This is a genomic window from Pseudophaeobacter sp. EL27 (genome assembly GCF_900313025.1).
Classification (GTDB): Bacteria; Pseudomonadota; Alphaproteobacteria; order Rhodobacterales; family Rhodobacteraceae; genus Pseudophaeobacter.
In genome coordinates, this window is sequence record NZ_OMPQ01000008.1 from 1 (window position 1) to 17,376 (window position 17,376).

General features: G+C 52.8%; 14 protein-coding genes, 1 tRNA gene and 2 rRNA genes. 10 read left to right on the forward strand and 7 right to left on the reverse strand.

All coding sequences use genetic code 11. The annotated features are described in order from the left end of the window. From ED661_RS04575 to ED661_RS04605, 7 genes are all read left to right on the forward strand, one after another. A 23S ribosomal RNA gene (locus tag ED661_RS04575) occupies positions 1 to 552 on the forward strand; the annotation flags it as partial. 204 nt (positions 553 to 756) lie between these two features. Continuing rightward, positions 757 to 871 (forward strand): 5S ribosomal RNA (rrf, locus tag ED661_RS04580). A 177-nt stretch (positions 872 to 1,048) separates the two neighbouring features. Further along, a tRNA-Met gene (locus tag ED661_RS04585) sits at positions 1,049 to 1,125 on the forward strand. Between the two features lie 249 nt (positions 1,126 to 1,374). Further along, complete coding sequence (locus ED661_RS22160) at positions 1,375 to 2,001, forward strand: thermonuclease family protein (RefSeq protein WP_254054768.1); 627 nt, start codon at positions 1,375 to 1,377, stop codon at positions 1,999 to 2,001. Positions 2,002 to 2,235: 234 nt separating this feature from the next. Then, a complete protein-coding gene (locus ED661_RS04595; protein ID WP_122072776.1) occupies positions 2,236 to 3,672 on the forward strand; it encodes a hypothetical protein in 1,437 nt (478 codons plus the stop codon). Between the two features lie 2 nt (positions 3,673 to 3,674). Continuing rightward, positions 3,675 to 4,442: an OmpA family protein gene (locus tag ED661_RS04600; RefSeq protein WP_122072777.1), complete on the forward strand. Its 768-nt coding sequence runs from the start codon at positions 3,675 to 3,677 to the stop codon at positions 4,440 to 4,442. Continuing rightward, entirely contained in the window at positions 4,439 to 5,311 is an 873-nt protein-coding gene (locus ED661_RS04605) for an HNH endonuclease signature motif containing protein (protein WP_122072778.1), read from the forward strand. Before ED661_RS04600 ends, ED661_RS04605 begins: the two co-directional genes overlap by 4 nt. 481 nt (positions 5,312 to 5,792) lie before the next feature. Here ED661_RS04605 and ED661_RS04615 read toward each other — a convergent pair whose 3' ends face one another. The 5 genes from ED661_RS04615 to ED661_RS04635 form a co-directional block, all read right to left on the reverse strand. After that, positions 5,793 to 6,941, reverse strand: coding sequence for a hypothetical protein (locus ED661_RS04615; protein ID WP_122072780.1), 1,149 nt, complete (start codon positions 6,939 to 6,941; stop codon positions 5,793 to 5,795). Positions 6,942 to 7,113: 172 nt separating this feature from the next. Next, positions 7,114 to 7,335: a hypothetical protein gene (locus tag ED661_RS04620; RefSeq protein WP_014878825.1), complete on the reverse strand. Its 222-nt coding sequence runs from the start codon at positions 7,333 to 7,335 to the stop codon at positions 7,114 to 7,116. A 133-nt stretch (positions 7,336 to 7,468) separates the two neighbouring features. Further along, positions 7,469 to 7,717: an AlpA family transcriptional regulator gene (locus ED661_RS04625; RefSeq protein WP_254054769.1), complete on the reverse strand. Its 249-nt coding sequence runs from the start codon at positions 7,715 to 7,717 to the stop codon at positions 7,469 to 7,471. Between the two features lie 83 nt (positions 7,718 to 7,800). Next, positions 7,801 to 8,517 (reverse strand): hypothetical protein, encoded by a 717-nt coding sequence (locus tag ED661_RS04630; RefSeq protein ID WP_122072781.1) that lies wholly within the window; start codon positions 8,515 to 8,517, stop codon positions 7,801 to 7,803. A gap of 146 nt (positions 8,518 to 8,663) precedes the next feature. Continuing rightward, positions 8,664 to 9,842, reverse strand: a complete 1,179-nt coding sequence (locus ED661_RS04635) for a site-specific integrase (RefSeq protein WP_122072782.1) — start codon at positions 9,840 to 9,842, stop codon at positions 8,664 to 8,666. Between the two features lie 438 nt (positions 9,843 to 10,280). Between ED661_RS04635 and ED661_RS22380 the strand changes: the two genes are divergently transcribed. Together ED661_RS22380 and ED661_RS04645 are read left to right on the forward strand one after the other, a co-directional pair. Next, complete coding sequence (locus ED661_RS22380) at positions 10,281 to 10,415, forward strand: integrase core domain-containing protein (RefSeq protein ID WP_371412411.1); 135 nt, start codon at positions 10,281 to 10,283, stop codon at positions 10,413 to 10,415. A 204-nt stretch (positions 10,416 to 10,619) separates the two neighbouring features. Further along, complete coding sequence (locus tag ED661_RS04645; RefSeq protein ID WP_122072784.1) at positions 10,620 to 11,282, forward strand: response regulator transcription factor; 663 nt, start codon at positions 10,620 to 10,622, stop codon at positions 11,280 to 11,282. 6 nt (positions 11,283 to 11,288) lie between these two features. Here ED661_RS04645 and ED661_RS04650 read toward each other — a convergent pair whose 3' ends face one another. Beyond that, a complete protein-coding gene (locus ED661_RS04650) occupies positions 11,289 to 12,983 on the reverse strand; it encodes a HAMP domain-containing sensor histidine kinase (RefSeq protein WP_122072785.1) in 1,695 nt (564 codons plus the stop codon). Next, entirely contained in the window at positions 12,980 to 14,281 is a 1,302-nt protein-coding gene (locus ED661_RS04655) for an MFS transporter (protein ID WP_122072786.1), read from the reverse strand. The genes ED661_RS04650 and ED661_RS04655 overlap by 4 nt, the downstream gene beginning before the upstream one ends. Before the next feature lie 247 nt (positions 14,282 to 14,528). Here ED661_RS04655 and ED661_RS04660 point away from each other — a divergent pair, with 247 nt between their 5' ends. After that, positions 14,529 to 16,949, forward strand: a complete 2,421-nt coding sequence (locus ED661_RS04660) for a VCBS domain-containing protein (protein WP_122072787.1) — start codon at positions 14,529 to 14,531, stop codon at positions 16,947 to 16,949. Positions 16,950 to 17,376: the final 427 nt, after the last annotated feature.

Below are 17,376 nucleotides of genomic sequence, written 5' to 3' on the forward strand. Positions count from 1 at the left end.
AAGCCAGCCTGACTGCGAGACTGACAAGTCGAGCAGAGACGAAAGTCGGCCATAGTGATCCGGTGGTCCCGAGTGGAAGGGCCATCGCTCAACGGATAAAAGGTACGCCGGGGATAACAGGCTGATACTGCCCAAGAGTCCATATCGACGGCAGTGTTTGGCACCTCGATGTCGGCTCATCTCATCCTGGGGCTGGAGCAGGTCCCAAGGGTACGGCTGTTCGCCGTTTAAAGAGGTACGTGAGCTGGGTTTAGAACGTCGTGAGACAGTTCGGTCCCTATCTGCCGTGGGTGTAGGATACTTGAGAGGAGTTGCCCCTAGTACGAGAGGACCGGGGTGAACGAACCACTGGTGGACCAGTTGTCGTGCCAACGGCAGTGCTGGGTAGCTATGTTCGGACAGGATAACCGCTGAAGGCATCTAAGCGGGAAGCCCCCCTCAAAACAAGGTATCCCTGAGGGCCGAGGTAGACCACCTCGTCAATAGGCCAGAGATGTAAGCGTGGTAACACGTTCAGTTGACTGGTACTAATCGCCCGATTGGCTTGATCTGATCTAGTAATAGACAGCCAAGAACCAAATAAGCACCACATGACAAAGACTTAATGTTGATTGTTTCTTCCGATATCAGCTGTGAAAACCGAAACATTCGGTGACATTACTGACGTGCGGCAACGGGCATTTGCTAAAGCAAATACCCTGCCTGCCGCGCGACCTCTTGGCGGAGCCAAGAGGGTCGGACTTGGATTTTTCTTGGTTTGGTGGCGATAGCGAGAGCAAAACACCCGGTCCCATCCCGAACCCGGAAGTTAAGTGCCTTTGCGCCAATGGTACTGCGGCTTAAGTCGTGGGAGAGTAGGTCACTGCCAAACCTAGTAAAATCCAAAATCTCAAAACGATAACATTAAGAATACCCTTCAGATCAAATCGCCCTGAAGGGGACACGCAGAATTGCTACCGGCAATACTGCAATTGTCCTCAAGTAGCCCAACGGGCAAGAGGACAAACGGGCTCAAATAGCGCTCCGCGCGGTAGCCCAAATAAAGTGTCGCGGGATGGAGCAGCCCGGTAGCTCGTCAGGCTCATAACCTGAAGGTCGTAGGTTCAAATCCTACTCCCGCAACCAGTAATCTAAAATAATATCAATACCTTACACCCCGCCTTGGCGGGGTTATCTGCGTTGCGCTAAACACGTTGGAAGCACTGTGGAAGCAATAGGAGCGTTTGGAGCTGTAGCAATTTCGTAACACTTCCGCAGCGCCAGGAAAGGCGATCGCAACGCAAAAACTAGCAGAAGGACAAAGCGGGTCGTAGTGTCCCTGCACTCTCCTGTAATCCGTTTGCTTTCAGTGGTGCTACTTCATACAATTTAGAGATGTTGAGATTTCTTTTTAGAGCTTTTTTTAAGCCGAGCTATCGACCTCGGGCTAAGCCACACAAGAAACCGGTTAGAGAAACGCTTGCCTATAAGGCAGGCCGCAGTATTGCCGCTTCTTCGGCGCAACCAAAAACGCCGCAGTCTAGTGCGCCCAAAAGGGTCGATGCGTTCGATGCAACGACCTCGCACTCAGTTACACTGCCACGCGTACTAGAAGGGCGAGCTTACGTTACAGACGGTGACACAATTACGATCCAAAAGACCCAAGTACGGCTTTACGGAATAGACGCACCGGAACTGCATCATCCCTACGGCAAGAAGGCCAAGTGGGCCATGGTGCATCTGTGTAAGGGCCATCGTATACGCGCGGAGATCACTGATGAAGATGAATATGGCCGTACAGTTGCAAAGTGCTTCCTGCCCGATGGTCGTGATCTATCCGAGGAACTAGTTAAACAAGGCCTAGCTATCGACTGGCCAAAGTTCTCAGGTGGTAAATACAGTAATCTTGAGGTCGCTGGCATCCGTAAGAAGCTTTGGCTTGCCGATGCTCGCCAAAAAGGCCGCATACATGTTTTGGAAAAATTTGATGCGCGAAAGAATGGTGAAAGCAAAGAAAAATGAAAAACCGGCCCATTGCAGCCTTTCGAGCGAAACGAGCCTAAGGGCCGCTCCCAGCCGCAGAGCGGACATGCTTCTATGCAAGTGGGGGTGGGAAATCGAAAATTCGCTGCGAATCGCACGAATGACGGCAAGGTGCAGGTAGATGCATCACGTATTCTTGTGTTGTCCTATTGATCCTTCACCCATCATGCGTTTCAAGTACTGACATTGATCAAATGGATTTGGGCGACGGGTATGGAAAACACTTTATTTAGAATCTTTGAGGGCATCCAAGAAGACAGCACCGCATCGCTATTTGTCACCATTTTAATTGCGTGGTTCACCGTTGCGTTTCTTTTCCTATTAGTCGGTACATTTCGTACTTGGACTATGACTGCCGCGATTGTCCGCCTCACACCGAATACCCTTTCAGCAATCGGCGTACTGGGTACATTTACGGGTATTCTAATCGGTCTTTTGGATTTCGACATTAGTGACATCGATCAAAGTGTCGAAGGTCTACTTGAGGGACTGAAAATCGCCTTCGCGACAAGTATCGTGGGTTTGGCGGGCTCCATTCTGTTTAGGCTTGTAGTCGCAATCATACCTGCGCGTCAGCAAAGCGATGACATTGGGGCCGACGACATTCACGCCGTCTTGACCGAAATTCGAGACAAGGCCGACGCCTCGCAGACGAAATCCGAAGAGCAGCTCACTGCACTTTGCAATGCCATCTCGTCTGATGGTGACAGCAGTCTGCTAACTCAAGTTCAAAAGATGCGCACCACTCTCCAAGACGGCCAGAACGAACTCATCTCGGAATTTAAGAGCTTCGCTGAGCACATGGTCGAAAACAACCAAAAGGCCATTATTGAAGCATTGGAAACTGTCATCAAGGATTTCAATGACAACCTCACCGAACAGTTCGGTGAGAACTTCAAAGAGCTAAACAGCGCCGTTGCCGCGCTCGTTGATTGGCAGGAGAAGTACAAAGACCACGTCACCAAATACGAGGAGCGGATTGATGTGGTCACAGCATCAATGGAAGCGACCGAGACAGCTATGGGGAAAATTACGGAACACACTGAAAAAGTTCCCGAAGCGCTTGCGCCTCTTGAACCCGTCTTGGCCGGGCTTGAAGGACAATTGTCGAGCCTCGACACGCATCTCGAAGCGCTGGCAGGATTGCGTGACCGCGCGATTGAGGCGTTCCCTTTTATCGAAGAAAACCTAAAGACCGTCACATCTCAGTTCTCGGAAAGCGCAACGGAGAATGTCGCGGCGATGCGTGAAAGCGTCAAGGAGAGTAAAGCTTCCTACGAGGTACTGCGACAGTCCCACACAAAGCTCATTGATCAATCTTCCGACGCGCAACAAAGCTTCTCCACCGAATTGGAGAAAACTATGTCGCGCCTGACGGACCAAGCAATCAACGAGTTCCAGAAGCATGAGGATCTGATTTCACAAGCCTCTGAAAAGGCACAGACATCGATCAATGAATCTTGGGCGCAAAGCACTGAGAAACTCAATGAGAATTTCGAGAACTTCGACAAAAGTATGCAAGATGAACTAACACGCGCAATCGAGTTGCTCGGGCAAAACTTGGCGTCCGTGTCCGAGAAATTGGTCGACGACTACACGCCGCTGACGCAAAAGCTCCAAAAGCTTGTCGCAAACGGCGGTAGCGTCTGATCATGGCGGCCCTATTTCAAAAACGCCAAGGTGATGACGGAAATGAATGGATGTCCGTCTCCGACTTGATGGCCGGGCTGATGGTAATTTTTCTATTCATTGCCATCGCCTACATTCGCCCCGTTGCAGAAAAGAACGCGGAGATCACTGCGATAAACGAAGAGATCACCGAGATCGTCGAAGAGGTATCTGAGAAGAACGAGCAGATCACGCAGATCGCTCAAACGTTCATACAAAACGAGACGCTGATTTACGACGCGCTTTGGGAGGAGTTTTCAGGCGACCTTGACGCGTGGGATGCTGAACTGGATCGCGAAAGTCTAACCGTCAGATTTCGCTCTCCAAAAGTTCTCTTTGCGCGCAGCGAAGCGCGCTTAACACGCCAGTTTGAAAGCATTATCGAGGACTTCTTTCCTAGATATCTCAGGGTTCTTCACCCCTTCAAATCCTCCATCGAAGAAATCCGCATTGAGGGACACACATCTTCGGAATGGACGTCAAAATCGAACGATATCGATGCTTACATTGGCAACATGGGGCTCTCACAGGAACGGACCCGTGAGGTGCTCCTCAAATGTCTGAGTCTACAGGAAACGCAGAGCCAAATGGAATGGGTGCGCCCATTGCTGACGGCCAATGGCCTCTCATCCAGCCGATTGGTTTTTGACGACAAGGGCGTTGAGGATCCCGTGCGCTCGCGCCGTGTAGAATTTCGCGTTCGTTCGATAGCAAGAACCGAAATCATCCGCATTTTAGAGCAGGTCGAATGAAGCTTTCCGTTTCATTCCCAGCTCTCGCAGCCCAAAGGCAGCGCATGAATGCACCTGTCTCAAAATGGGAACTCAAAGCGGAAAGCCTGTCCCCGCGCGAGCTCATTTTGGCCGAGTTGGAGACAGGGATCGTCATCGAACTGGACGATCTGGAAACTTCAACCGGCGGTTTGCTATCCTATAAAGGAGAACAAGTCCTCCTCTACATCAAAGATACAGGATCATCCCAATGGGTGCTGGAAAACGAACCTGAAAAGTCACGAAAATTCCATGTCGCCGAATGCAGTACGTTGGAGTCCATGAGGCAAAAGGGACGGTTTGAACGCTATGTTGTCATCAGCGGCAACGACGGTGTTTTCCCTGTGGATTGGAAAGACCCGGACACAGGGGAAAGAGGTGAGACAAAGGCCGAATTGAAGGTCTGCAAGAACTGCTTGAAAGCACTTGATTGGCTCGGGTACGAGAACCCTGGAAATCGAGAGGCATATGAGCAAGGTCAAAAAATGACTAAGCGCGATATTTTTCAAACTTTTGATATTTCTGACTTCTTTCTATCCTACTCAACATACTTCCATCAAAAACCGTCTCGCAAGGCCAGCGAAGCCGAACTCAACACCTATGTTCCCCAATGGGCAGAAATCTCTCACAGGAAAAGAGCACAGTCAAAGTGGCGCTGTGAGAAATGCAATGTTGACCTCAAGCATGCATCATGGGCGCTACATTGCCACCATCGCAATGGTGTGGTTACGGATAATCGAGCCTCGAACTTAGAGATCCTGTGCGCAATGTGTCACGCAGATCAGCCTAATCACGGGCACATGAAGGTCAATGCGAGAACAAAATCCATTATCTTCCAAGCCCGCGCCTGAACACTAGAGCCTATCCCAAAAGCTGCAAGTAGAGCATGCGGTCTAAAAGGATGGATATATATGCGGACCAAATCGATGGCAAAAGCGTCGATATTCTGATGCTTAGCTCAATTTGTGTTGATAAAATTATGCGGATGAAGGGCCAAGCGATGTTGGCGAATTTGACAAAGCTACCTTCGCCTATGAAGCGCCAGATAGTGCCCAGGCGAAAATTTGGTTGCGTCGCTTTCGCTTTGTCCGAGGCCATGCCTTCGTTTCACCCGCAAAGAACGTTCTAGATGCTTTGTCTACGAACGATCCCTTTGCCTTCCATATTTCTATACTTTCCTGTCAATTTTCGCTTTCGGGGAAACTTCAACCCGTCATGATGGTCTGTAAGAAATATCTGCTAAGGGCTACTCATTTGACGTTGTGAAGTTCACTTCTTGCGCATAGCTGCCGTTCGAGCGGTGCGCAGCGAAAGTCTGGTTCCCGCCCTGTATTACTTAAACCGATACCGCGTGGCTGCCTTTCTGAGGCGTTCTGGCAGGGGCGTGGGGTGTTCCCCTGATAGCCGTTTCAGTGTTTCGATATGGCTATCTAGGAAGTCTTGGAATTCGGCTGGTTGAACTTCTGAGGCGGTAGCCCGTGATACGAACAGCCCAAGGATTTGCCGGTCCAGCATGCGCATGTGTTCGGCGCGGTTGGTTTCGATCACTTCGCTCGGCAGGACGCCAGAACAGTTTTCGTGCAGATCATTGACAATGACGCTGGCGACAGCGTGCCAAAGGTCATGTGTGGGCCAGCGGGCGCGGTTGCTGTCGGTTGTGGGGCAGGTGTAGCGGATCTTTTCGCAGAACTCGGTGTAGGCGTCGCCTACCATATCGCGCAGATCCTGCCAGCTTCGCATTTCCCAGCGGTTGCGCAGTTGCTTGGACCCCATGCGTAGCTCAATGCGCCAGACTTGGCTTGCCAGTCGGTCGGACAGATCCAGGGGCGGGCGGTTCAGTTGGGCGCGGGCGTCGTTCCAGATGGTGAGCCAGCCCAGCTTGCCCTTTTGCATGACCTCTTGTCGTTTGTCATAGATCGCCAATTGCCGGTTGGCGACGGCCCCGGCGCGCAGCCCGGTGACGCGTGCGCCTGTGGCGTGGGTCTCGGTCTCATCGACCCCGGTATATTCCTGCACGCGGGTGCCGGGTGGCACCACCAGCGCCTCGCGGTCTGGTTCAAACCAGGGGGCGAGAAAGTCGATGGCGTAGTCCACGCGGGTTACGCGCAACAGGTGGTCGGCATAGCGGATGCCAAACGCATTCATGCAGGTCCGAAAGTGTTCCTCTGCGGCGCCCAGGCCACCAGTGGCCAGTAAGAACGCCCGAAAGTCTACGGTAATGCCAGGATTGTTCGCAGCGCGGTTTTCCGGGTCGAGAAAGTACCATTCAGCTCCGTATTCGCCAGTATGGGCGGAAAAGGCGGAACCGCCTGTGCGGCGCACTGAGAGAGCTACAGAACCGAATTCTACAACAGTCTCGGCATTGGTTTTGATTGCCAGGGCCTTAGCCTCTGCCAGGGCTTCACGCAGTGCAGGCGGAATATCGGTTTCCACGGTGAATTTCAGCCCATCAAAGCCAGAATGCAGGATATCCGCTTCCATTTACGCTGACCTTCGCTTTCGTATTCGTGGAGGGGGGTGTTACAAGACCCCCCTTTATTTCGCCGTCTTAGCGCTGCGGTTTGGGGAGTGTTTATTGGGTGTGCCCCGCCGGTAATGGTGCCTCCGGCGGGGCAGCTTGTGTTTTGGGGCCGGGCGGTGCCCGGCTTGGGTGTTAGTGCTGGGCGCTCAACTGTCTGCTGATCCAGATTTCTGCGCGTTCCGCGCATTTGGCGATATTCAGCAGGTCAGAATGGAAGAACCCGGACGTGTTTTTCCACTCGCCATCTGCGGTTTTGTAAGCGCGGGTAATATCGACGGAGTATGACCCGTCATTTTTCCAGATTGTGGCGGTGGTCAGGCCCAGTTTGATCTTATGGGCGGGAAGATTGGACATGTTATGTCTCCTGAATTGATTGTGTGATTTTAGATGTGAGAAAGGCGCGGGATGCCATTTGACCCCGCGCCTTGGTGAAGCCATCCGGCCCCAAAATCCCGCGCGGTGCTGCCAAGCCCAACGCGGGCAAAACTCATGCGGCGTTGTAGCTGCTGGTGCTGCCGTGGCGGCGTGTTTCGCCCCAGGCCAGAAGATCGCGGCGGCGATAGCGTACAGAGCGGCCTGATTTGTAGAACTTGGGGCCGTATCCGGTGACGCGCCATTTCTGGATGGTGCGGACGCTTTGGCACAGGAAGTCTGCGGCCATGCGTTCGTCAATGAAGCCGTCCAGATAATCCTGGGCGGGGGCGTTGTTTGCGTTAGCTGGTGTCTTGTTGAGCATCGTCAACTCCTGTTTGTTGGTTTGATGCTCTTGTCTTCGCTCAATTAGAAACCAGTAAAAACAGCAGTAAAATCCCCAGCAATTTACTGTTTATTGGTTTTCTTCAACTCATTGAAAAGAGGAGAAAAATATGTACGGATACCTTCGTCCCCAGGTTTAGTGTCGCTGTAGCTTGCTCCAGGTTGGATTGTCTGGAGGCACTGTCGAACGAGGGGGAAGTGGGATTTGGCTGACTTGGAAATGTCTATCAAGCCCTTTTGCAAGAGAGTTGCGAAGGCTTCTTCCACATCTGCTTTGATTGATGGGCGGCCCCGTTGCAGATCCGTGGTGGTCTCGTGGCTGATTCCGACAAGCCTGTCACGTACTTGTGTTGCTAGCACACGAACTTCTATGAACTCTAAGCCGTTGACCGTGAGTGTCGCGTTGTCCCATCGGACGCGGCCTGCCCAATAGGCTGCGGGGATTTCATAAGGCTGACTTTCCATCCGGCGGGGCGGTTCAAAGCCATAGGCTACGAGTATACCACTTTTAAGTGCTTTCAAGGTGGCTTCGTACCTTCTGCTGTACCAAGCCGAGCGTTTACTCATTACATTTGACATGGCGTTTAAACCAGAAATTGTTGCTTGGTTTGTCTCGGTTCCTTGGGCTTGTGCGTCTTGCAGTGTGTTTGTCAAAGCGCTTAGGGCGGACGCTTTATGCACACGCTGATAAGCTTCCTTCTCGGCGTCAGGAGAAAAGTGGAATGCAGCTTTGCTGAGATAAACGCCGCGCTGCCAAAGGGTCAGTAATGGAAGGGTCATGTGTCACTTTTACGGTTATGTTACCTATACGTAGGCAATGGCCGGTCCCTACGTATAGGTAACGGTCGGTGAGTGGGTCTAGAAACCCTTATACGTAACGTACGGGATTAGCGGCAACCTTAGCCCCTACGTATCGGTACGTGATCCTATACGGCGCGCAGCCTCGGTCGCCTCATATCCCCGACGATAGATCCCAGCCGCGCGGCGTTTTCTTCCGCGGCCTGCCGGACCGGATCATCCGCCAGATGGGCGTAGCGCATTGTGGTTTGGATCTGGCTATGCCCCAGCAACCGCCCGACCATCTGAATAGCCATTCCAGAGGATACGGCATTCGACGCATAGGTGTGGCGCAGGTCGTGGATGCGGACCCCGGCCAGACCTGCCCGCGCTCGGATGCGTCGCCAGGGATGCTGCAAATCGGTGGCGTATTGGCCCGCAAGTTTGCCTTCAATCACATAAGGATTGCCGGGTGTGCGCGGCAAATGGGTCAGGACGTCTCGCGCAGGTTGGGGCAGGGGGATGCGCCGTGCCCCTGTCTTGGTGTCCGGCAATTCCATGCCGGTGTCGGTAATGTAACCCCACTTCAAAGTCTGGATCTCGCCCAGGCGGCACCCGGTCAGGATCAGCAGCCGGAACGCAGCCACCACAAAGGGCGTTTCCGTGCCTTCGCGTTCAACCTCGCTTAGGACATGACCAAGGCGTTGCAACTCATTCTGGTTCAGATAGCGCTCGCGCTTGATTTCGCGGTATTTCGGAACATGACGGCAGGGATTTGAGCCATCCGGGCGCAGCCCCCAGATCTCAGCCAGATTGAACATTTTGGACAGCACGCCCAGGGTGCGGTTGGCCTGATAGGGCTTGTCGCGGAACCTGTGGTGCAACTCGGCAATGTCGCGGCGCTCCACATCGACCACTTTGAAACTGCCGATGGCGGGAACAATGAACAGGTCAATGGCGCGGCGGTATTCCTTTTGTGTCGAAGGCTTGCAGCGTTCTTTGGCGTGGGCCTCAAAGAACCGTTCACAGAGCGCGGCAACGGTGGGGGCTTTGCGGTGCTGGGAAATGTCCTCTGCGGGGTTCTCGCCCTTGGCGACCTGTCCCATGATCTCCTTGGCCAGCTTGCGGGCTTCTTCCACGGTGATCTTGCCATGACGCCCCACCGAAACGCGACGGGTGCGCCCGCCCTTGCGATATTGCGCCTGATAGGTTTTGGCCCCGGATGGCATCACCCGCAGCCCAAACCCGGCAATCTGGCTGTCCCAGACAAAGTAATCCTTGGCCGCTGGCTCCAGCGCATCAACCGCCCGTTTGGTGAGTTTTACCATCTCTATTCCCCTACCCCTGAAAGCTCTCGTGGAAGCACTGTGGAAGCAACTGGAAGCACACCACGGAGTAAGCCGTAGAAGATGAGTGCGCGACGCGTCAATTTAAAATGTGCAATAACAATAAGATAGGGTAGGTGGGCGTGAGGGGGCGTAACCGGTGCAACTTGGCCTAGGCTCTCTCATAACCTGAAGGTCGTAGGTTCAAATCCTACTCCCGCAACCAGTGTCCACAGAACGGCCGGAAGCATAACGCTTCGAGGCCGTTTCTTTTTGCCCCAAACTCAGCAAACCAGCCAGTTCCCTAACAAGCTCAATCTCCCCGACAGCCGGATCTCGGAGAGCATACTGCGGATATCGGAAGAGATCCTGTCGAGGTTATTTGAAACATTCGCAATCAGAATTCATAGCATCCTCGGTCGTTCAACGGGGGAGCTATTTGTGGTACACGAAACGCTCTTCGGCTCACTGGCAGAAGCCAGATCAACGCTGAAAAAATGGCAAGTGGACTACAACACCCAAGGATCGCACTCGGCTCTTGGAAGCACGACGCCCAGAGAATTTGCAGAGAAATGAACGATGGAAAAACTTACCGCGTAGGCCCATCAAAGCAAACCCAAGGACTCTCCACGAGGTGGAGGAAACTTGGGGCTCAGGTCACTCCAAGTGAGGCGGCGGATGCAATCTTTGGGGAGACGGCGGGTGAAAAAATGGCAGGAATTTCCTTGAAAACTTCATCTTTCCTTTATCTAGTGCCACGGAGGGAAATCGAGACAAGGTTTGAAATCGTTGAATGAAGCAAAAAGAGCCCTGATCGCCTTTGTTGACGACCATCCGCTGTTTCTTTCGGGCATTCAACACTGGGAAGCAGATTTAGAGCATCCAGTCGATTTCACCTGTTACGCGTCCGGTCTGGACCTGTTGCTGGCTTTGGATCAGGGTGTCGTGTTTGATGTTATCGTAACTGATCTGACCATGCGGGAGATGAACGGAATGGTTTTGATTTCCGCTATTCGGCAACGTGGCATCAAGACACCTGTCATTATCCTTACGGCCTCTGAAGGGGGAGAGCAGAAAGCTCATTCCGAGCTGATCGGGGCCTTTTGCTATCTGCATAAGACGAGTGATCCGGAGGTTTTGTTGAATGCTATCGTTGAAGCACAAAAGGCGGGAGACATTTCGGCGAGCACGTTGCAACGAAGCTCAAGCCGAGAAATTTCCGGTGTAGAGGGGGGCAGCCAGATTGTTGTACCCAAGCTAAGCCCACGGCAAATTCGAATATTGGCACTGATAGATAGGGGAATGTCCAACCAAGAGATTGCGGATGAATTGGTGATCAGCGAAAACACTGTCAAATCACATGCAAAGGTGATCTTTCGCGAGTTGGAAGTGACCACAAGAACTGCCGCGGCAAGCAGGGCGAGGACACTGGCGCTGATTTGAGCCAACTTACTGCAACGAGAGTTTTTCAATTTCTGATCGCAGTTGCTCTGGCGTGAACGGGGCTTGGAGCACGGGATCTGCGGGTGCGACGTCAAAATGAGTTTTCAAGCGATCAATTACCAGTACCGGTATGGCATCATTCTTGCTTAATCTTGGCCTCTGTGATGTGAGCGGCTCTTCCGGGTCCCAGATGATGAGATCTGGAGTAATACCCAAAGTGGATGTCAACAGCCGCGCCCGTGCCTCATCGGTTGCATGGGCAAATTTCCACATCCACGTAGAAAACATCTCGGACCAGCCGTCGTGAATTGTGTCGTCGTGTCTGCCAATGACCAATATGAAAGGTAGCTCATCCGCAGCGCCCTGTTGTTCAGTTTCAGCGCCTTCAGGCAAGATCAGGGAAACCCTGGTGCCATGTCCGGGCCTCGAATGAAGCTCTAATCGGCCACCAAGTAACTCTGCGAGCGTAGATGAAATGGCTAGGCCTAAGCCCAATCCAGGCTGGTTCTGATCGTTTGGAAGGCGCACGTATTCTTCTAGAACTCTTGCTTGTTGCTCTTCAGCGATGCCGGGACCATCATCCGAAACTGTCAGCACAACCTCCCCCTCTTGGGCCTGCACCTGTAGGATGATTGAGCTGCCGTCGAAAGAATACTTGATTGCATTGGACAACAGGTTTCTAAGCACCCGCAACAAAACATGTCGGTCTGTAGCTAGGTTGGCGTCTGCTACGTCCAACTGGATGGAAATAGAACGGTCTTTGGCGCGATCGGAAAACTCCCCTTCAAGCTGTTCAATCACAGCCGGCACATCAATCGAAACAAGAGAGAGATCTGTCTCCGACATTTCGAGCTGACTAAAGTCGACCAAGGCCGACAGCAGATGCTGTTGACTGGAAACTGTCTGTTCGATCATTGTGATCAGGTCTTGATTTTCTGGACCTTTGGTCCGAGCGCTCAAGGCTCTTAAAAGGTGCTTTTGGGCGACCAAAGGTTGGCTCATGTCATGACTAATGGCGGCCATGAAACGCGTTTTCTCCGCGTTCAGTCGCTCGATTTCTACATTCTTTTCATAGATCTGGCGGGTTGCATCACGGCCAAGGTCAGTAATGATCCCCTGACGGGTTCTGTCGGACACCTTTTCATTTGTGATGTAACAAAATGCAAAATAGAGAAAAATAAACAGGCCAAACACCTGGATCGGCCCTGCGGAAAACAGAACCAGTGCGGTACCAAACGGAAGTAGGGATGTGACAGCGAGAGCGATGTAGCCAGGGCGATAAACCGTTCCTTCCATACCTCCTCCCGAGGTGATGGAGGTTAGAAAAACCCCTGCGACGAAGGTCTTAATCTCTGACGCGGGATCTGTCTGATAAATCGCAAATCCCCCCCAGACCAATCCAGTCAAGGCGGTTACAAAAACATGGCCTCGAAGATAACTTTGGGTCTGTTCGGGCATGACCTCGTTTGGCCAAACAACATTGGCGTAGATCAATGTCAGGGCGACCATAGTGCCAGCAAGCGCCGCCCATATGACGGCATCAAGGTAGGCTCCATCGAATGCAAGCAATAGGGCTGCCAGGGCAATGATCCACATTACCATTCTGGCAGAACTCCAAGACCGTTTCTGAAGCATTCTGGCTTCTTCTGTCAGGATCTCAGAAAGGTCGAATGCATCAAAAGCGTTGGCGTCCTGTGTCATGCGTTGATGCCGTTTCCATTCTTCTTGCTGCGCATGGTCTTGGACAGGACAAGTAAGGCGAGCAAGCGTAGAAGAATTGGCAAGACCGCAAAAAAGAAGACCACCGTCAGAAGGGCTATTGGGGAATTGCTGCCGGTTTTGTCCAGGCCGGCCAATTCCAAAACCGGAAAGGCGAGGCCCATAGGGAACACAAAGGTGAGCTTGGAGACGGCGTTTTTCAGCGCCAGCAACATGGCAGCACGTTTGGGCTGACCTTCGCTTTCCCCTTTTGAGACGAGGTCGGCCAGCATGGATGTGGGCATGGTGGCATCGGCGCCAAAGGCAGCACCAATGACAATGCTCAGGCCTGCCATTAGCCAAATTTGGCCAGATCCAATAAGGCAGGCGAAGGCAAGGCTCAGGCAGGCAACTGATATGGCACAGACCCATGAAAAGGCCTTGGACCGGACTATTGAGAGCCAAATCCAAACTGGTAAAAAGATCGCAGTAGAAGCGAAAAGCAACAAAAAGAAGTGCCCAATCAAATCAGGCCGCCCGACGATCTGGGTAATGAACAACACCATGAGGCCCGCGGTCAGTGCGTTGCCAGCTTGAACAAGGAAGAAAGCTCCAATCAACAAGCGATAGTCCCGATGACGAAGAGCATAAAGACTTGCCTCCAACAGTCCCACGTTGTGCAGGGTTTCGTTCTGTGCTGTTCGGGGAACACCGAACAGAAACAAAAGGATCGCCGGTATTGAAAACCCGACAACGATCAGTGCGAGCACATGAAGTGATGCGCCCATTTGGGTGGCAAAGAGAATGGGAATGAGTGAAGCAATGAGGGCGCCAACCACCTGGAATGCGGCTTTGGAGCCAGCCAGATAGGTGCGCTCATTTGTGTTGGGGGAAACCTCTAAGCCGACGGATGAATACGGGACGTCTACAATTGTAAAAAACAAAAAGAAGGCTGCGCTTACGCAGATTAGGTACCAAAGGCCTGCGCCCTCTGGTGGGGACAAAAGCAGCCATACCGACAGGACCAAGCCCGGTAAACCCAGAACCATCCAGGGCAGTCGTGGCCCATATCGGCTGCGGGTCCGATCACTTAGATAGCCAATCAACGGGTCAGATATGACATCAAATACCCGCCCAAACATGAATACGGCACCAACGGCGGCCAGTCCCAGCCCCAAATCCACCGCATAGAATGTCGGGATGTAGATGACGAGCGCAAACCCCGCGACTGCTATGGGGGTGGTGAGAAAGCCATAGCAGAAGAGCTGCAAACTGCTCATGATTCGAGTTTGATCTGACATCCAGGCTCCTTGAATACTCTCTCAGGAAACAAATCACCGGAAAGTTTGAAACTACTATGAAGTAGCGAAACATTTAGCATTTCTTCAGTCGCAAAAACCACCCGAACGGGTGATTGTTTGGAAATCCGTAAAATTTTATCGTTCTTTCTGGGGTTTACCAGATTTCACTCGGGTTTGAGGCAGTGTTCTGCGCGCGCCACAATCTAGGGGGAGGCCGGTTCTATGGAATTCAAAAGGGAGTTGATTTATGGGTTATCGCGGGCGCGGGTTTTGGAGAAAGCACCTCAACAAAGATCAGGATATCGACCTGTCTGAAAGCAGTCACGGTGCTTTTGTGAGGACCCATCGGGGGGACGACACCATTGTTGGGTCCAATTTCAACGATTGGATCCTGTCCGATTCCGGAGACGACACTGTCGAAGGTGGGGCGGGCAATGACGTGATGTTTGGCGGTCGCGGACAGGATACCGGTGTTTTTTCCGGTTCGCTCTTAGACTACCAGGTCTATGGCTGTGGCCCCTGGACCTTTGTTGTGGGGCAAGACGGCTGTGATTTCCTGCACCGCTTCGAGATCCTGCAATTTGATGATTTCACTCTGAACCTTCGGGGTAACAATGGTCCCTTGGCAGCGCTGCGCAGCGCCGATCTCGACACATCAGAAGATGACGGATTTTCATTTCAGGTCGATGTTTATGACATGGATGGTGACCCGGTTTCAGTTGCTAGTGCCAGCGTCACCGGTGGCGGAACCGTAGCTGTTTCCCAAGGTGCTGCAAGCCAAGCTTCAGCAATGGGAACGAGCAGCGGACTGGAAATCACCTTTGATCCAGGAACCTCTTATGACTCTCTTGCGGCGGGGGAGAGCGCGACGGAAACAGTTACCCTGGTGCTAAGTGATGGCCAGGGTGGCACAACAACCGTAACCTACGATATCACCATCGAAGGCGAAAATGACGGTCCCGTAGCCGTTGCAGTCAACGCTACTCTTGCTGAAGATGGCCCTGAAGTCATTCTAGCCGCTGACTTCACGGATGTGGATGCCTCGGATAGTCATAGCTTCAGCGTGGATACCACCGGCACCCAGGGCACTGTGACTGACAATGGCGATGGCACCTTTGGCTATGATCCTGCGGGGGCCTTTGACAGCCTCGGCGCAGGCGAGAGCGCGACGGATACCTTCACCTACACGGTGGATGACGGCAATGGTGGCACCGCGACCGAGACGGTGACCATAACAATCAACGGCTCCAATGACGGGCCGGTGGCTGCGGCCGTTGTAGACAGTGCCGATGAAGATGGCCCCGGTATTACCATCGCTGCGAACTTCACGGATGTGGATGCCTCGGATAGTCATAGCTTCAGCGTGGATACCACCGGCACCCAGGGCACGGTGACTGACAATGGCGATGGCACCTTTGGCTATGATCCTGCGGGGGCCTTTGACAGCCTCGGCGCAGGTGAGAGCGCGACGGATACCTTCACCTACACGGTGGATGACGGCAATCGTGGCACCGCGACCGAGACGGTGACCATAACAATCAACGGGTCCAATGACGGTCCCGTAGCCGTTGCAGTCAACGCTACTCTTGCTGAAGATGGCCCTGAAGTCATTCTAGCCGCTGACTTCACGGATGTGGATGCCTCGGATAGTCATAGCTTCAGCGTGGATACCACCGGCACCCAGGGCACTGTGACTGACAATGGCGATGGCACCTTTGGCTATGATCCTGCGGGGGCCTTTGACAGCCTCGGCGCAGGCGAGAGCGCGACGGATACCTTCACCTACACGGTGGATGACGGCAATGGCGGCACCGCTACCGAGACGGTGACCATAACAATCAACGGCTCCAATGACGGGCCGGTGGCACAGCCAGTCACTGCCGTCTCAGAAGAAGACTCGCAGGTGGTGATTGGGGATAGTGTTGGCAGCCAGATCGTTCCCAATATGGGATATCACTATGTGTTCAACTTTGACACAGGTGTGGCTACTGCAATTCCTCGGGATGGTGGTGCGAACAAGACGCCGCAACAAATCGCAGACCAATACCTGCCCGATGGCAATGGTATGGTATTTGGGGCGAACCCAAATAATTCCGGTTGGGGAGCCTCTGCCGTTATCTTTGTCGATGGTGTCGAAACCACTATTCCGCCCACCGACTTTGTCGTTACGGATTCCGATGGTGGCAGCATTGACACTACCAACCCAGGTTGGATCGCCTTTGGCGACGACAACAAGAATGTCGATGAGATCAGTATCACGGTTACCGACCTTGCACTGAGCAACGGCACAACTGTTGATGTGACAGTCTCTGCCGGTCCGTTTGACTACGAAGTCAACGGCGCCACCGACAATGTCTTGGTTCAGGGTGTGTCATTCGAGGCGACCGTCAACACACCAAGTCCAGAAGTGACAATCACAGCAGATGTTTCCGATGTGGACGGCGATACTTTTGTCTTCAGTGTCGACACCACGGGCACATTGGGCAGTGTTGTTGATAACGGAGACGGCACCTTTGACTACTCTGCGGATGGGATGTTTGAGCACCTGGATGACGGCGAAACAGCGACCGATACCTTCACCTATACGGTGACGGATGATCAGGGGGCCACAGACACTGAAACCGTTACGATCGTTATCAACGGTGCAGACGATCTGTTGTTTGCCTAAGTGAAAGCCCGCAAGGCCAATTTATTTTGGCCTTGCGGCACTAACACTAATTCAGAGTTAAGTCGCAAGTCGGCTAGCAAAGCCTCTGAGACAGACTTGGATAGAGATAAAGGTCGTACTGTATCGCCTAATCTGGTGGGAGGCCAATTGGGCGAACAGCCTATATTCTTGGACGCGATGCAGGCCTGCATCTCATTTCTGAGATGGTTCAGACATGACACCTTAGGTGAGTTCTGCAACGCTGGTTGTGGGCTCCCGCAACCAATATACTTGTAAAGTAGAACACGACACCAAAGCCCCTTCGGGGTGGCTTTGCGCGTTCTACCGCTAAGCTCCTGATGCACTTGTTGAAGTTTAGAAAGCTCCGCTGCAATGCGGATGCTTTCCGACGTCGTTACAACCGACAGAATGCCTGTCAGGTCGCCAA

Excerpts from the sequence above, each read along its gene's own strand:
- ED661_RS22160 (WP_254054768.1), top strand. The coding sequence starts at position 1,375 with ATGTTGAGATTTCTTTTTAGAGCTTTTTTTAAGCCGAGCTATCGACCT.
- ED661_RS04595 (WP_122072776.1), top strand. The coding sequence starts at position 2,236 with ATGGAAAACACTTTATTTAGAATCTTTGAGGGCATCCAAGAAGACAGC.
- ED661_RS04600 (WP_122072777.1), top strand. The coding sequence starts at position 3,675 with ATGGCGGCCCTATTTCAAAAACGCCAAGGTGATGACGGAAATGAATGG.
- ED661_RS04605 (WP_122072778.1), top strand. The coding sequence starts at position 4,439 with ATGAAGCTTTCCGTTTCATTCCCAGCTCTCGCAGCCCAAAGGCAGCGC.
- ED661_RS04615 (WP_122072780.1), bottom strand. The coding sequence starts at position 6,941 with ATGGAAGCGGATATCCTGCATTCTGGCTTTGATGGGCTGAAATTCACC.
- ED661_RS04620 (WP_014878825.1), bottom strand. The coding sequence starts at position 7,335 with ATGTCCAATCTTCCCGCCCATAAGATCAAACTGGGCCTGACCACCGCC.
- ED661_RS04625 (WP_254054769.1), bottom strand. The coding sequence starts at position 7,717 with ATGCTCAACAAGACACCAGCTAACGCAAACAACGCCCCCGCCCAGGAT.
- ED661_RS04630 (WP_122072781.1), bottom strand. The coding sequence starts at position 8,517 with ATGACCCTTCCATTACTGACCCTTTGGCAGCGCGGCGTTTATCTCAGC.
- ED661_RS04635 (WP_122072782.1), bottom strand. The coding sequence starts at position 9,842 with ATGGTAAAACTCACCAAACGGGCGGTTGATGCGCTGGAGCCAGCGGCC.
- ED661_RS04650 (WP_122072785.1), bottom strand. The coding sequence starts at position 12,983 with ATGACACAGGACGCCAACGCTTTTGATGCATTCGACCTTTCTGAGATC.
- ED661_RS04655 (WP_122072786.1), bottom strand. The coding sequence starts at position 14,281 with ATGTCAGATCAAACTCGAATCATGAGCAGTTTGCAGCTCTTCTGCTAT.
- ED661_RS04660 (WP_122072787.1), top strand. The coding sequence starts at position 14,529 with ATGGGTTATCGCGGGCGCGGGTTTTGGAGAAAGCACCTCAACAAAGAT.